This is a genomic window from Luteibacter sahnii (assembly GCF_034063545.1).
GTDB classification, from domain to species: domain Bacteria; phylum Pseudomonadota; class Gammaproteobacteria; order Xanthomonadales; family Rhodanobacteraceae; genus Luteibacter; species Luteibacter sahnii.
The window spans coordinates 1-14985 of record NZ_JAQLOK010000001.1 but is presented as its reverse complement, the minus strand read 5'-3'; the positions used below and the strand labels follow the sequence as shown (position 1 = coordinate 14985).

General features: G+C 63.6%; 15 protein-coding genes and 1 pseudogene. 13 read left to right on the top strand and 3 right to left on the bottom strand.

What is annotated here, in order from left to right; all coding sequences use genetic code 11:
• Positions 1–70: 70 nt before the first annotated feature.
• The 11 genes from dbpA (at position 71) to PI246_RS00030 (ending at position 11366) form a co-directional block, all read left to right on the top strand.
• Positions 71–1444, top strand: a complete 1374-nt coding sequence (gene dbpA, locus PI246_RS00080; protein WP_320549247.1) for an ATP-dependent RNA helicase DbpA — start codon at positions 71–73, stop codon at positions 1442–1444.
• Positions 1445–1904: 460 nt separating this feature from the next.
• Positions 1905–2711 (top strand): enterotoxin A family protein, encoded by an 807-nt coding sequence (locus tag PI246_RS00075; RefSeq protein ID WP_320549246.1) that lies wholly within the window; start codon positions 1905–1907, stop codon positions 2709–2711.
• A 34-nt stretch (positions 2712–2745) separates the two neighbouring features.
• A complete protein-coding gene (locus PI246_RS00070; RefSeq protein ID WP_320549245.1) occupies positions 2746–3540 on the top strand; it encodes a hypothetical protein in 795 nt (264 codons plus the stop codon).
• Positions 3540–4349: a scabin-related ADP-ribosyltransferase gene (locus PI246_RS00065; protein WP_320549244.1), complete on the top strand. Its 810-nt coding sequence runs from the start codon at positions 3540–3542 to the stop codon at positions 4347–4349. Before PI246_RS00070 ends, PI246_RS00065 begins: the two co-directional genes overlap by 1 nt.
• Positions 4350–4378: 29 nt before the next feature.
• Positions 4379–4747: a hypothetical protein gene (locus PI246_RS00060; RefSeq protein ID WP_320549243.1), complete on the top strand. Its 369-nt coding sequence runs from the start codon at positions 4379–4381 to the stop codon at positions 4745–4747.
• A 530-nt stretch (positions 4748–5277) separates the two neighbouring features.
• Complete coding sequence (locus PI246_RS00055; protein ID WP_320549242.1) at positions 5278–5712, top strand: hypothetical protein; 435 nt, start codon at positions 5278–5280, stop codon at positions 5710–5712.
• Positions 5709–6482 carry a TrbG/VirB9 family P-type conjugative transfer protein gene (locus PI246_RS00050; RefSeq protein WP_320549241.1) on the top strand — a complete coding sequence of 258 codons (774 nt, stop codon included), beginning with the start codon at positions 5709–5711 and terminating at the stop codon, positions 6480–6482. Before PI246_RS00055 ends, PI246_RS00050 begins: the two co-directional genes overlap by 4 nt.
• Positions 6479–7723 carry a TrbI/VirB10 family protein gene (locus PI246_RS00045; protein ID WP_320549240.1) on the top strand — a complete coding sequence of 415 codons (1245 nt, stop codon included), beginning with the start codon at positions 6479–6481 and terminating at the stop codon, positions 7721–7723. Before PI246_RS00050 ends, PI246_RS00045 begins: the two co-directional genes overlap by 4 nt.
• Before the next feature lie 16 nt (positions 7724–7739).
• Positions 7740–8549 (top strand): hypothetical protein, encoded by an 810-nt coding sequence (locus PI246_RS00040; protein WP_320549239.1) that lies wholly within the window; start codon positions 7740–7742, stop codon positions 8547–8549.
• An 18-nt stretch (positions 8550–8567) separates the two neighbouring features.
• Complete coding sequence (locus tag PI246_RS00035) at positions 8568–9656, top strand: type IV secretion system protein (protein ID WP_320549238.1); 1089 nt, start codon at positions 8568–8570, stop codon at positions 9654–9656.
• A gap of 42 nt (positions 9657–9698) precedes the next feature.
• A complete protein-coding gene (locus tag PI246_RS00030) occupies positions 9699–11366 on the top strand; it encodes a hypothetical protein (RefSeq protein ID WP_320549237.1) in 1668 nt (555 codons plus the stop codon).
• Between the two features lie 278 nt (positions 11367–11644).
• On the opposite strand, the gene PI246_RS00025 is transcribed toward PI246_RS00030, so the two are convergent.
• The 3 genes from PI246_RS00025 to PI246_RS00015 all read right to left on the bottom strand — a co-directional run bounded on the left by PI246_RS00025 (position 11645) and on the right by PI246_RS00015 (position 13850).
• On the bottom strand, positions 11645–12331 hold the full coding sequence (locus PI246_RS00025) for a lysozyme inhibitor LprI family protein (protein WP_320549236.1): 687 nt from the start codon (positions 12329–12331) through the stop codon (positions 11645–11647).
• Positions 12332–12770: 439 nt separating this feature from the next.
• Entirely contained in the window at positions 12771–13154 is a 384-nt protein-coding gene (locus tag PI246_RS00020; RefSeq protein WP_320549235.1) for a hypothetical protein, read from the bottom strand.
• Between the two features lie 624 nt (positions 13155–13778).
• A complete protein-coding gene (locus tag PI246_RS00015; protein ID WP_320550219.1) occupies positions 13779–13850 on the bottom strand; it encodes an integrase core domain-containing protein in 72 nt (23 codons plus the stop codon).
• 48 nt (positions 13851–13898) lie between these two features.
• On the opposite strand from PI246_RS00015, the gene PI246_RS00010 reads away from it, so the two are divergent.
• Both PI246_RS00010 and PI246_RS00005 read left to right on the top strand, forming a co-directional pair.
• A complete protein-coding gene (locus tag PI246_RS00010; RefSeq protein ID WP_320549234.1) occupies positions 13899–14255 on the top strand; it encodes a hypothetical protein in 357 nt (118 codons plus the stop codon).
• A gap of 122 nt (positions 14256–14377) precedes the next feature.
• Positions 14378–14985: pseudogene (locus PI246_RS00005) on the top strand (transposase); the annotation flags it as partial.

Sequence of the window (14985 nt, the reverse complement as noted above, 5' to 3'; positions counted from 1 at the left end):
TCCGGTGCCGCCGAATGGTAACGCGACCTCGCGCGGGATATGTCCACGCACGTTCGTGCGATCATGTGGCATGAACGCTTTCGACCAGCTCGCCCTCTCCCCCGCCCTGCTCGCCGCCGTCGCATCGCTCGGCTACGACACCATGACGCCCGTGCAGGCCGAGAGCCTGCCGCCGATCCTCGCCGGCCGCGACGTCATGGCCGAGGCGCGCACGGGCAGCGGCAAGACCGCCGCGTTCGGGCTGGGCCTGCTGCAACGGCTCGATCCCGACGTGATCCGCCTGCAGGCGCTGGTGCTCTGTCCTACACGCGAACTGGCCGACCAGGTGGCCAAGTCGATCCGCCGCCTCGCCACGAATATCCCCAACGTCAAGCTGCTCACGCTGTGCGGCGGCATGCCGCTCGGGCCGCAGCTCGCCTCGCTGGAGCACGACCCGCACATCGTCGTGGGCACGCCCGGGCGCGTGCAGGAGCACCTCAAGCGCGGGAGCCTGCACGGCGGGGGCATCGCCACGTTCGTGCTCGACGAAGCCGACCGCATGCTCGACATGGGCTTCGGCGAAGCGATCGACGACATCGTCAAGCGCATCGCCAAGCATCACCAGACGCTGCTGTTCTCGGCAACCTATCCCGACGAGATCCGCGCCGTGAGCGCGCGCATGCAGAACGATCCGGTGATCGTCACCATCGCCGAACCGCATACCGAGGCCACGATCGAACAACGCGTGGTCGAGGTGGAGCCAGCGGCGAAGACCGCGGTGCTGTCGCGCATCCTCGCGCACGAAAAGTCCGAATCCACGCTGGTGTTCTGCAACATGCGCAAGGATGTCGACGACCTCGCCGCCGAACTCGATCAACTCGGTTTTTCCGCGCTCGCCCTGCACGGCGACCTCGACCAGCGCGACCGCGACGAGGCCCTCGTGCGCTTCGCCAACCGCAGCTGCAACGTGCTCGTGGCTACCGACGTGGCGGCACGCGGCCTCGACATCGCCGGCCTGCCGTTGGTGGTGAGTTACGACGTGGCGCACGATCCCGACACGCACACGCATCGCAGCGGCCGCACCGGTCGCGCAGGCGCGGCGGGTCTGGCCATCACGCTGGCCGGCTCGCGCGAACTCACTCGCCTTCGCGCGATCGAAGAGCGCATGGGCGCGCCGATGCCGCGCTATCCGGCCAAGCCCGGCGACGGCCGCAAGGTGCTCAACCTCGCGCCCAACAAGACCCTGGTGATCGACGCGGGCCGCAAGGACAAACTTCGTCCCGGCGACATCGTCGGCGCACTGACCGGCGACGCCGGCTTGAAAGCCGACGACGTGGGCAAGATCGACGTCTTCGCCACGCGTTCGTACGTCGCGATTCGCCGCGATCTCGCCGGGAAGGCACTGGCGCGGTTGCGCGAGGGCAAGATCAAGGGCCGTTCGTTTCGCGTGCGGCCGTTGGGCTGATTCCGTCGAGCGATCCCACCCGCCGCATCCGGTGGACCTGTGCAGGAACGACAGCCCCTCATCCTTGCCAGACACCGTCGCACCGGCGCAGGCCGGTGCCTACAGCCTCGGTAGTCGGTTATCGCGAGCACCCTTCCGATGTAGCGCTCTCGCGACAACCGACCGCATCGCGATGCGTCCCGGCCTGCGCCGGGACGACGGGGTGAGGTGATCGCGAGCACCCGCCGACGTGGCGCTCTTGCGACAACCGACGGCTCCGCGATGGACCACGGGCTAAGCCGGCGCGGCCGGATGAGGTGACATGAACGTACACCCTTGGCAGGACACCGCCCAAAATCCCCTGTAAGCCGAACCCTGACCACATCGAAGGCGATGGCCCTTCACCAAATGAGGCCCGTGACGATTCCGGGCTTGCACCCACCTTCGTCACCATGACGCCCCCGATCGACATGGATCCGTCATGGCCCCACGCTTCGTCCTCGTGCTGCTGTTCGCGTTAGCGTCCTCGGCATCGCACGCCAGCTTCTTCTACCGGATGGATACCCGCCCGCCCGAGGAGATCTTCCAGCACGGCTTCGCGCCGAGCGGCCGACACCCCAGCGTCTTCCAGCACGTCGTCGGCCAGACCTGCCAGCCCGGCGCCCGCACGACCGGTTTCGTCGCGGTGTCGGCCAACGAGTCGTTCGCCATCGCCTGGGGACGTGAAAATCAACCCGAAGGGTCAACTTTCTACGTCTACCGCATCCGATCCAGCGAGCATTTCTACAATGCGGCTCAAAGCCTTTTTTACGCGCGCCGCCAAACCAACGAGATGGCCTACGAAATGGCTGGCTGGATCTTCCTGGCCGAAGCCGAATGGATCACGCCCCGACCGATTCCTCCCGTCGACGTGGTCGAAGCGGCCCAATACGTCAGCCGCGGGCGCCATGCGGCACCCGGCCGGGTCGCGACCTACATCCCCGCGGGCGTGAATGCCACCCCCGGCCCGCTTAACCACTCGCCCTTCGTCTGGGACTACGGCATCGACACGCAGGATGCGCCCCCCGCCTTCAATCCGCTGTGTCCCGCCGTGTGCTTCGGCACGGACACCCTCGCACGGCAACGGCGAGGGGCGTCGACGTGGTACGACGTTCCCGACGACGCCGTCGACGACGCGCGCCGCAAAGCCGATCGCATCCTGGACTGCGTCGGCCGCACGGCATCCGCCGCCCTGGGCATCGACCTCTTTCCCGCGCCGAGTTCCCCACCGCCAAAGACCGAACTGTAAAGACCGCCCTCGCTTATCCCTTCAAGGACGAACCATGCCCTGTCGCCTATGGCTCCTGCTTTTGTTGCTCCTTCCGCTTGCCGCGCATGCGCACTTCTTCTACCGCATGGACACCCGTCCGCCGCACGAGGTGTTTCGCGACGGCTTTACTGCCCGTGGCGACAATCCCAGCGTGTTCGAACACGTGGTGGGTTTCACCTGCCAACCCGGCAACCCCACCACCGCGTTCGTCGCCGTCACCGCCGACGAGCGCTTCGCGATTGACTGGGGCCGCCAGAATGAGGCGGTCGGCACGCACTTTTACGTTTATCGCCTGCGGGCCAGCGACCACTTCCATAACGCCGCGCAAAGCCTTTTCCACGCCAGTCGCCAGACCCACGACGACATCTACGACGTCACCGCGTGGACCTACCTCGCCGAAAGCGAATGGGTGACGCGGCATCCCGTGCCAGCCACCGACATCATCGAGGCGACCGAATACATCAGCCGGGGGCGCCAACAGGCTCCCGAACGACTGCGACACTATGAGCACCTCGGCGCCTCGAACCTCCCCGGCTCGATCAACCCTGCCCCGTTCGTCTGGGATTACGGCCGGGATCTCATCGAACCCGCCCCTGCCACCAACCCGCTCTGTCCCACCACATGCTTCGGCTTTAGCTCGTGGCACTCGCGCGGCAAGCGGTCGATAGCGCCGTGGTCCGTCGACGCCAACGACGCCCGACGCATCTACGACAACCTGCTGCTATGCGTCGGCATGACCGCCTCTGCCGTGCTCGGGATCGACGACCTGCTAACGCCATGGTCAGCGGCCGGCCGAACGGAGCTGTAGTGTCCCTCGTCCATCGTATCGGTTCCCACAGCTTGCGTTGGGGGCTTCTCAGTCTGTTCCTCGTGGCCTGCACAGCGCGGGCAAATTTTCTCTACCGGGCCGACACCCGCCCGCCCAGCGACGTGTTCCAGAACGGGTTCACCCCGTGGGGCGACAACACCAGTCTCTTCCTCCACGTGGTCGGTCTTACCTGTCAGCCGGGCGACCAGACCACCGGCTTCGTCGCCACGACGCGGAGTGAACCCTTCGCCATCGGCTGGGGACGCAACCACCAGTCCAACGGGACGCACTTCTATGTGTACCGCATCCGTGCCGGACCCCAGTTTTTCAATGCCGCGCGCAGCCTGTTCCACGCCGCGGACCGTTCGGGCGACAGCACCTACGAATACACGGGCTGGACCTACCTCGCGGAGAACGAATGGGTGTCGCACCGGCCGATAGCCGCGGGAGACATTATCGACGCCGTGGAATACATCAGCCGCGGACGCGATACGCCACCCGAACGCGGCCTGGAATTCGCCAACCCACGAACGCAGGACACACCCGGCACACTCAGCCGCGCGCCTTACGAGTGGAACTACCAGGGCGACACGATGGACGGCGCCGGCCCATCGAGCCTGGTCTGCGCCAGTACCTGCTTTTCTTCCCAACACCACGCGTTGAAAAAACGGGACGCACGCGATCCGGACGATCCCGAACGCTGGCATGAGACGAGCCGAAACATCGAGGCCTGCCGAGCCTGGGTTCGCGCCACGACCGCGCTACTGCTGCGTATCGTCGACGAAAGCCAACGGAACGAACCACGGTGAGGTCACGTTTTTTCCATCAAGGAATCGCCATGCACGGATGCCATCATCACCTCGCACGAATCGCCCTGCTCACCCTGATCGTCCTGCCGACGCACGTCACCGCGCAACACAACGCGCGCCCGTCCGACAGCAACACAGTGAATACGCCCGTGTATCGCGCGACGTCTTCCGGCGGCTTTCGCTGCGGCCATCGCGTGGTCACGCTGTGGAGTGGCGTCGGCGGTAGCCAATACGCTGCGTTTTCCGACGACCGTATCTGGTATACCGTCACCGAGCCCTCGATGGTGCCACTGCTCTACACCGCTTATACCCTCGGCAAAAAGGTGTGCTACCAGACCAAGGGCGGCCCACGCGACAACATCGCGATCAATGTGCTGTTTCTCGACCCTTCGTCCTGACCTGACACCACCGGCGGGAATTGAGCGACGACATCCGAGGCCCTGCGGCTGCCGCTCCAGGGGTGCTTCAACGACGCGCGTGCATTCCTGTCCGCACGCGCGCTCGCTCCTGGCCCCCTCAGCGCGTCCAGCGCAGGCTGCTTTCGTCGGGACAATCGCACTTGCCATGATGTTCCGCTGACACGCGGGCTGGTTCGCGGCGACGATTTGCGATTGATCTCACATCGCGTGTCATGCGCCCGCGGGTACCGCACCGTGCCATGCGGCGTGTTTACTGCCCCGCGTAGCGCGATGCCAAACGAGTATTTACACTGGCGTTCGACAACCCACGCGAGCGTTTCTCCAGCGCCTCACCAGGAGCTCCACATGTTTCATCGACCACGGACGACCCCACCACGCCGCATCCGCCACGGCGACGTCACGCATCACCGGCGCCGCTAGGCGCCCATCCCTCACGTCACGACGTGCCCCCCGCCCTCGCTTTCTGTGAGGGTGATCCCCCGTTGCGCCCCGCTTTTACGAGTTCGAACGTGAAACCACCCGTGTTACGCCTGCGCCCGATCGGCGCACTTGTCCTGGCATGCCTCGCGCTCAACGGCTGCACTCCATCGACGCCCCGTGATTTCGGTGGCTTCTGGAAGCCCGTCAATCGCTTCGACCGTAAGGTCAACGAAGTGCCGCTCGCCACGCCCTACGTCTACTACGCCTCGAGCACCGACGGCACGCTCAAGCGCCTGCTCACGCGCTGGAGCCGGGACACCGACACCACGCTGTCCTACCGACTGCGCTCGGATTTCACCCTGCCCAAGGCCGCGGGCCGCATTCATTCGTCCGAGGCACGCGACGCCACCACGCAACTCAACGCCATCTACACCGCGCAGGGCATCCGCGTGGCGTTCGAAGGCGCGCAGCTGATCGTTGAAGAGGCCCACGCCGACACCGCCGATGGAGCGCAGGTGCCATGACACGATCGACCCGACTCACCGTCGCCCTTGTCGCCGGCATCGCCCTCGCCGACGCCGCCCACGCGACCTCCGCCGAGCACCCGGCCATCGTCACCTACGACTACGCCGAGGGCAGCATCTACACCGTGCGCACGGGCCTGGGTATCGCCACGCAGATCGAACTCAGCCCCACCGAGCAGATCCTCGACTACAGCACTGGTTTCAGCGCGGGCTGGGACATCACCCGCCGCAACAACGTGTTCTACGTCAAGCCGAAGAACGTCGACGTCGACACCAACCTCATGATCCGCACCACCACGCATGCCTACATCTTCGAGATGAAGGTGGTCGCCACCGACTGGAAGACGCTCGACCAGGCCCGCCGCGCGGGCGTGCACTACAAGGTCGCCTTCACCTACCCGGCTGACGCGAACCTTTTATCGCCCGTCACGAAAACCGACGACGCCCCGCTGCTCGACACCTCGCTGGTCAAGGGCCGCGATTACCACTTCGACTACGACTACGCCACATCCCGGCGCGCAGCGACGTGGCTCGTCCCCAGCCACGTCCATGACGATGGACGCTTCACGTACATAAGCATGCCCGATCTGAAGGCCTTCCCCACGGGCAACTTTCCCACGGTGTACATGCGCCAGAGCCCCCACGGCACGGACGCCATCGTCAACACCACGGTCGAGGGCAACACCATCGCGGTGCATGGCACCTATCCCTACCTCGTGATCCGCCACGAGGCCAACGTCGTCGGCCTGCGAAGGAACACCCGGAAGTGAACGCACCTCTTTCCCCCGACACCCCGGGCCGCGACGCGGCTTCGGACGAACCGGCGCTGTTCAACCCCTACGTCGCGTCAGCGCAAGCGCCGACGTCGACCCCGGACACCCACGACCTCGATGGCGCCGCCCCGAACCTGACGCCGTTCGAGGCGCGGCGCCTCAACCGGCGTGCCCTTGGCCTCGCCGCCAGCATCGTCGCGATGCTTGGGACGGTAGGCGCGTGGATGATCTACAAGCCCGACGCGCCCGCGGCGCCCGCCCGTCCCCGCGAGGAGGTGGTGTCGGTGCCCAAGGCAATGATCGGCGGCAACGAACGCATCGCCCTGCCCAGCCCGACGCCGTCGGCGGCACAACCGATCGCGCTGCGCGCGACAGCGCCATCGCCCTACATGGCCGGTGACTTTCTCGGCGAGCCTGAATCCGTCGCGCCCCGCGAGCCCACGCTCGTCGAACGCCGCATCGCGGCCGCCAGCCAGGGCACGACCGGAGTCGCCGACGGCGTCAGCGTCGCGCCTGCGGCACCGCCGGGCTATCCGCCCTATCTACTGGATCCTTCGGCCGCGCCGGCCGGACCCACCCTGAGCGCGACCGGCAACCTGGCGTACACCGCGAAAGACCTCGCGAACGTCTCCAGCGCCACGCCGCTCGTACGGCCCGACACGCTCATGCTCCGCGGCACAGTGATCCGCTGCACCCTCGAAACGCGCATCGTCACGGACATTCCCGGCTTCACGTCCTGCTCGGTCACCGAGCCGATCTACTCGTTCACCGGCAAGCGTCTGCTCCTGCCCAAGGGCTCGAAGGTGCAGGGCAAATACGCCATGGAACCGAACGGCCCGCGCGTGGCCGTGATCTGGGACCGCATCGTCACACCCACCGGCATCGACGTGAACATGGCGAGCCCCGGCATCGACACCCTCGGCGGCGCAGGACACCCCGGTCACTACAGCGCCCATTGGGGAAGCCGGATCGGTTCCGCATTGATGCTCAGCCTGTTCAGCGACGCCTTCAAATATGCCGCCGCCAAGCATGGCCCGGTGCAGACCGAGATCAGCAACGGCGTCATCACCCAGAGCCCGTTCGAGAGCAACACCGCCGAGACGATCCAGTCGCTCGCGCGTAGCGCCATCGCCCGAAGCGCGAACCGGCCCGCCACCGTCACGATCCATCAGGGTGCGGTGCTGGCGATCTACGTCGCCCGGGATGTCGACTTCTCGGGTGTTCTGGCGCGCTATTGATACCGGATGACGACTCATGAGTTTCCCCGCCCCTCCGACGAAAGCCGTCTCCTTACGGCGTCGCACCCGATACTCACCGGCTCTGTTCGTGGTGATGCTGTACGGCATGGTCGCCATGCCCGCGCAGGGCTTTTTCGCCGTCGTCACGAACCCAACGGCGCTCTTCCAGTCCGCCACCCAGTTCGCCGAACAACTAGCGCAGTGGCAAGAGACCATTGAGCACTACCAGAAGACCCTCCAGCACTACGCTGACCAGGCCCAGTTCTGGACAACACAGATCAACAAGCTAAGGCAACTCCGCTTTGCGACCTTCGCCGCCAGGCATACGTTCAGTCGGATCCCCGAGGATTTCGGAGTAGACGTGGAGTGCCCTGGTGCGGCATCCGGCGGAGGATTGGGCAACGTTCTCAATAGTGCCCTTAGCACATTGACACCAAACATCGATGGAGACGTCCTCGCACAGCAACGTGACCTGTGCGTGCAGATCGTTCGGGCAAAAAATGCCAAATACAACTACACCGTCGACTACCTCGACTTCGTGAAAGAGAAAACGGACGAAATACTCCGGGTACAGAACAACCTCATCACGAAGATCGGCACGTCACTGGGAAACACGCAGGGCGTCACACAGCAACTGACGGAGTTCGGCAAGACGCTTGACGTCGCACGCTCCAGCTGGGAGTCCAACATGCAGCAGACGGACATTCACATCAACATGCTCATGACGATGCAGGGCAGCTTGTCCCGCCGCGCTCTACAGGGATCGCCCTCGCCCCTGGGCTCACTCGTGAACACCGTTGCGCTCAAAGCCGCACTGAAACGATAGGCATCTAAGGACCGACACATGGGCGATCTCACCAGCTACGTCTACTTCAAGCTCATTTACGACTATCTCAACCAAGACATTCACGACTTCGGCCGCGAACTGATGGGCCGAACGTCCACGTGGGCAAGTGCCATCGCGCTCACCCTGGTGACGTTGTGGATCTTCTTCCAGGGATTTCGCATCGTAAGCGGCCAGTCACGTGAACCCATGATGGCCTCCGTTCTCCATATGGGACGTATCGCCGTCATCGTCAGCGCGGCGAGCACCATGACGGTGACGGGGTTCAACCTGCATACGTTCCTGACGGTCGACCTGGACAAGGAAATCCACGGTCTGTTCACCGGCAAGTCCAATCGGAGTACCGCCGACGCGATCGACGAAAATCTCGCATGGACACAGCTGGCGCTCAGCACCATCAGTGCTGTCCAGGTGATACCCAATGATGCGGAAATGCTTTCCACCAAGCAGCGTACCGCCTGGTTTGCCGCGTTCGGCAGCGCCAGCCCGCCGATGGCGGCGGCAGCGATGCTTCTTCTCTACCAGTTCGCCATCGCGTTGTTCATCGGCCTTGGCCCGCTCTTCATCCTGTGCCTGATCTTCGACCAGACCAAAGACCTATTCCGAAAGTGGCTCCTCTACGGCATCGGCACCATCTTCTCCATGGCACTGCTGAGCGTGGTCAGCAGCATGGTTCTTGGCCTGACGCTCCGCGTCAGCGCCGCCATGTGGGGCGCAAAAATAGTCAACAAGATACTGGGCACGGACGCGGAGGGCCTCACCAACACGGCAATGCAACAAGGCGGCATCGGTCTGCTTCTCACCGTCCTGATCGTCTCCGTCCCACCGATGGCGGCCATGTTCTTCCAAGGCACCCTGGGAAGTTTCACCAGCCACAACCCATTTGGCGCGGAAGGCAAGAGCCGATCCGGAGGGGACGCAAATGCCGCCCGCTCGCCCGCCGCGGGTCAACACAGTGACGCAGCAGCCACCGGGTTGTCCGACTCTGTTTTCGGCCCTGGAGGATCCCCGCAGCGCATGACAGGTGTCCAGCAGCCGGTGCAAGCGGACGAAATCAAGACGGGCTCCGTCTCCACAAGGCACACGTAACAACGACCACCCCTAACCCGCCATCCTTCAAGGAGCCCATCGATGCCCCACCTGAGACCCTTTCGCTGCCACGCCGGACGACTACGTCGCGCCATGACGGGGCTTTCCGTGCTTTCCCTAGCCGCCTGCACGGGACCGTTCATCGCATCCGAAGCGAACTCGTCAGGTAAGAGGACAGTAACCACATCGAAATCAACGGATATTTCCGCAGACGACTCGACGCGTTTATGCGAAAAGAACTTCGATGACAAGACCAACGCCGTCGGCGGCACGAGTTCGATTTATGCCAGCTGGACGCTCACACCCTCTCGCGATACGGGAAGGGAAGCGCTGGGACGCCTCGGCGTGTTCGTATCCATGATGCCTGATGCGCAGTTGGTCTCCGAGGAATACCACGGCGCCCGCTCCGCCATGGACATCCGTATCTCCAGTGCGACGCTGATGCACCCGATGAGCATCGGTTTCGAAAGCATACCGGACCTTCGCCCGTTGTCGGTCCGCGTGGAATACGATGCCGATCTGGGGGCCACGTCGTTCGTGCTTCGCTCGCTGGCTAAGCAGCAAGGTGAGCGCCAGAGGCTCCGCTTCCTGGCGTGCACGATGCTTTCGATCGTAGGTAACGCCGGCCTGCCCACAGCCCCCGGCAAGCCCTACAAACGGCCGCGTATCGTCAATCCGTTCAAGAGAAATCCCCAGCCCGATCCCGCGCTCAACCGACTTAAGGACAGGAGCCTGGACATGCTCCTGTCGCGTGCCCTGGATGCAGGAAAGTCGATAGTGATCATGCCAACCGTTCAGATGGACGGAAAGTACACCGAGGGATACAAACAGCTCCGCGAGGAACGCCTGGTCAATTACTGGCTCGACCTCATGGGAACGGTCACCTGGCGACGCGCCGGCACCGAGCCGAGAACGCTAGCCGTGGGAAATACCACGAGCCTCAAGGAGCGAGGGCTGTCTGGAGACCTCTACAACTATCCGGGCGGCAAGAAATCGACGTATCGATTTTTCATCGTCGATCCGGGTACCTACGAACTCACGGGCGTGAGTACGGATTTGCGTCGCTCGCCCATGCCGGACATGACTGGAACGTCCTGGTCCGACAAGAGCGCGGCCTTGGGTACGATGTCGCTCAAGGCCACCAAGGACACGGAATACTACAGCGCGACCGAATGGCAGGACGCCAAGTTCATCACCCAGAGTTACCCCACGACGTACTGCAGCCTTGTCTTCACGAACGGCCAATGTGCCCGGCAGTCGTGGACGTCTGAGAGCATCACCCATCAGACCCAGGCCGCGGGCTTTGCCGAGGTTACGCGGGACAGGGAGGTCGACGGTCTAAGACTGTCCATGGCACTGACCAAGCCCTTTGCGTCCTTCACCATTGCACCAGGGGACGTCGCGGTGATGGATGGGTTCGTCCTCGATGGCGCCGCCGGATCGATCTATACCGACGCCTGCAAACAATCCGAAGACGACATCGCCGTATGCGCCATGCGATCCCTGAAGCTCTTTCGCGTAGCACCGGCCATGCCGCATATCGAAGAATGGCGACAGAGCGGCATGCTGGGAACCGTCGCCGCGGGGCTTATGGCGAAGGCCCGCGCCGTCCCGGTGTCCATTCACCCCGCGGCCACCGTGAGCCCGGAAAAGCCCGGCACCTATGAGGCCGGTTGGGCACAGCGCTATACCCTCAAGAGCCCGCGTTAGAATCATCACGCGGACCGCCGTCACGCCCTGTGTTCGCCTGTATGGCGCTCCAGGTGCATCGGGGAGATACGACGGACAGCCTTGAAGGCTGTCCGTTCTCGGCAGGGGTAACCACCGCCGTAACGCGACGCCTTACGGCCCTTGAGGTAATGGCCCCTCCCTCAGTTGTTCGTGCGGTTGTGCTTGCTGGCGATCCAAAGCGCCGGATCACCCGGCGACTGCCTGCGTGGACGCCGTCGCCGCCCGCGAGGTTGTCGATCTCATCCGAAGCCACCCCATCAAAACATCGCCTCCAACGCCGTCGCCCGTCGCGCCGCCTCGTTCACCTCGCAATGAACCGTCTCCGCCGACACCTTCGACGGCGACGGCGGGCGACAATGCGTCAACCGATGAGCACGCCACCGGCGTTGGTCGTTCTCCACGCCTTGCCGCTTCGCGTCAACCAACCTCGCTACAATCCGCTCGAACATCACGCCGACGCGGCGATCCTGGTACGCCAACTCCCGCCTGGCGCAGAAAAGACGATCGCCCGGTGATTCGCTTTGGCGAAGGCACAAGGCATACGCCGAACGCAACCCACGGTTTTTTGTATCTGGCAGTTGCGTCGTGACGATGTCCCATAGAACACCCTCAAGCACCGTCGCTCGCCTGGCCGTCTCGTGGGTCATGCAGACCCGACGTTCCGGCTCGATCGGAGCACCCGGCTTGCGCTGGTCGCACGTGGCGTCACGGCGTTCACGCCACTGGACTTGCTCCTCACGCAACGTCGCGCGGTCCGACCGTCCCACGTAGAGCATCACGTCGCGATAGTTCAGGTCGAGCCGCGCCCTTTGATAGGCGTCCTCCGCCCGCAGGCACGCGTCGCTGCCCGCCCGGGCATCGCCAACGGCGTCGAAACACGCCGCATACGATGGCCGCAGGCCGACCGCTGCGTGGCGGTCCATGCCCTCGGTGGCATCGCCCATGGCGGGAACGGCCGACATCAGCACGCCGACCGACAGTTTTTGAACGCAGCGTCGTATCACGCGATCCACTCCTCGTCAGCACCGCCGCAACGAGAACACACGCTTCCGTCCGGCAGAGCGGATGGTAAGAATCGCATCGGCATGCCGTTGCACAAATCCGCCCCTGACGTCTCGACAGCGATCAATGATGTGCACTGGGTCACCGTCCCGGCGTGACGCGCGCCGACTGGGCTTATAACGCAGCATGCGGAATCGGCAGTCACGCCGCTTGGCGATGAAGCAGGCAGTTCTGGTCATAGCCGAATCCGAGCTGGCGCCAGGCACGCAAAGCGCTGGACCCACCAAGGCGTTTCCGGAAACAACGACGCGCTGAAGCCCTCGTCCGCAGACATAGGGGGAGGACGAACGCGCGCGCTGGCGGCCGGGCGTGAGGCCACCGCTATTCCGCCGCATGCGGATTCCGCGCGAGCCGAGCCACCGCCGCGCGGTCCCAACACATCCGCGCATTCGCCTCGGCCGCACACAACACGCCCAGATGGGTCAGCTCACCGAGGGCCTCCAGCCCCAACGACAGCCGGGCACAATCCAGGCTATCGGCTTCATGCACCAGGTCCGCCAACAGCTGCGACAGGCCGCGCGCGTATTGCAGCCATTCGGTCGCCTGATTCAACAACGCCTGGGTGGTCGCGTCCTCATTGAAAGAGAAGCACTCGCCCGGGTTCAACACACGCTCGCTCGACAGTGACACGGTTCGTTCCTTGAGAAATGCCGCACCACGAATCCAGGTGCGGCATGCCGCGTCGTGCGACATGCCGCGGATCACACGGACTCGCGGGTTCCTCCGGCCGCCCGTGACCGGGCGCCGGACGGCTGATTGACGAAGTGGATGCGGCGTCCGCGTTTCTTACCAGCGCACGGGAGCACGCCGGGTCGAAACGGCCCGAAAGCAGCGGGTGGTAACGGTGCGCCGCGGTTCTTCAACCGCGCCTGCGCTAGAGGCAGACAGCCCGGTTTCCGAGAGGGATGCCGCCTGGGGGATTCGGCGGGCGAGCGGGTGCCGTATGATCGGGGGTAGCCACGATTGACTCCTGTGAAGTTGGTTGTGGTTAGCGGGCCAGGGGCGCTGCAACGCTTCTGGCTCGCGACTTCTCACCGCTTTGAGCGATGGTTGCCTGCGATGCGTGTTCGACGTCGGCGCGGGCAACAGATGGAACGTAGCAAATCGACGGAAGGCTGTCTGTAGTCGCGGCAGGCATCCTTCGCAAATCATCCGCTTCGGATGCGCGAACGAATCACGGAAAGTCCTGCATGTCGTACAGAGCGGCCGGCTTCGCGCACGCTCGCGCATCACTCAAGGTCTCGAAGCATTCGAGTTCCGGATACATCTCACGGAAATTGTGTAATGACCCAGCACATCCTGCACAGGTCAGGCCGCTAACGCATACGCCTAGGCGGGTGTTTTCATCTTCAGCGCCTGGTGCGGTCGCTGGTGGTTGTAAAAGTGGATGCAATCGCTGATTGTACTTTGGCTGGATAAGCCAGCTCATTCTTGCATAGGACTATGCCAATGTTTTCTGCTGTGTTGATTCTTTGGCTTGTTGCGATCGTCGAGCTAGTGATCGGCGTCGGCTTACTGACTGTGGTTCTCTATCCACTGCAGAAGGCGGCCTGGCCTATCCAGCGTAAGAAAGCGATGTTCGTTGCCCTGGGCGTCGTGTTCGTTTCACCGGCAATTGCACCCGCCGGCACACTTTCAGTAATGCCGCTTCCGCTCGGTGCTTTACTGGCATTTATACGCTCCCTCACGGATGTCGCGTTCCTGCTCAAAACATTGTGGTTTATCCTGCCATCAATGCTTATAACAGGGTTTGTATGCCGGTACGTGGCGCATCGCCTTTTTTCAACGCGAGTTGCGACAGCTTAGAAATCACGGTGTGGCTGGAAGTGGACCGCACAGCTTTTCGTAGACACTCAGGAGCCGGTTTTGGACTGCCCCGGGAATCGTAAGCACTTCCCGCCTATGATTTGAGCATAGGAGGAGGTCCCATGAGCACCCAACGTTTTACCCCTGAATTTAAAGAAGAAGCCGTACGCCAGGTGATTGACCGGAAGTATTCGGTCGCCGAGGTGTCGGCCCGTCTTGGCGTCTCGGCGCACAGCCTCTATAAGTGGGTCAAGGCGGTGGCTCCGGATAAGACGGAAAAGCAGGCGAGCGAACTGCTGGAGGCCAAGAGCGAGCTACTGCGTTTGCGTGCTCAACTGCGGCGCGTCGAGGAGGAGCGCGACATTCTAAAAAAAGCCGCACGGTACTTTGCCAAGGAACCCGAGTGAAGTACCGCTTCATCAACGATCACCGGCACGAATTTCGGATTGCCACAATGTGCCGGGTGCTACGCGTTACCCGTGGGGGCTACTACCAGTGGGTGCATAAGCCCATGTCCGATCGAGATACCGAAGACCGGCGTCTGCTGGAGGTGATCAAGGATTCGTATGTCGCCAGCGAGGGCGTTTACGGAGCCCGTCGGGTGTTCTGCGACCTGCGCGAAGCGGGTGAGATCTGCGGCAAGCATCGGGTAGCCAAGATCATGCGAAACCACCGGATCAAAGCCATTCGCGGCTATAAAAAGCCGCGCCATATCGTGGGCCGTCCCTCG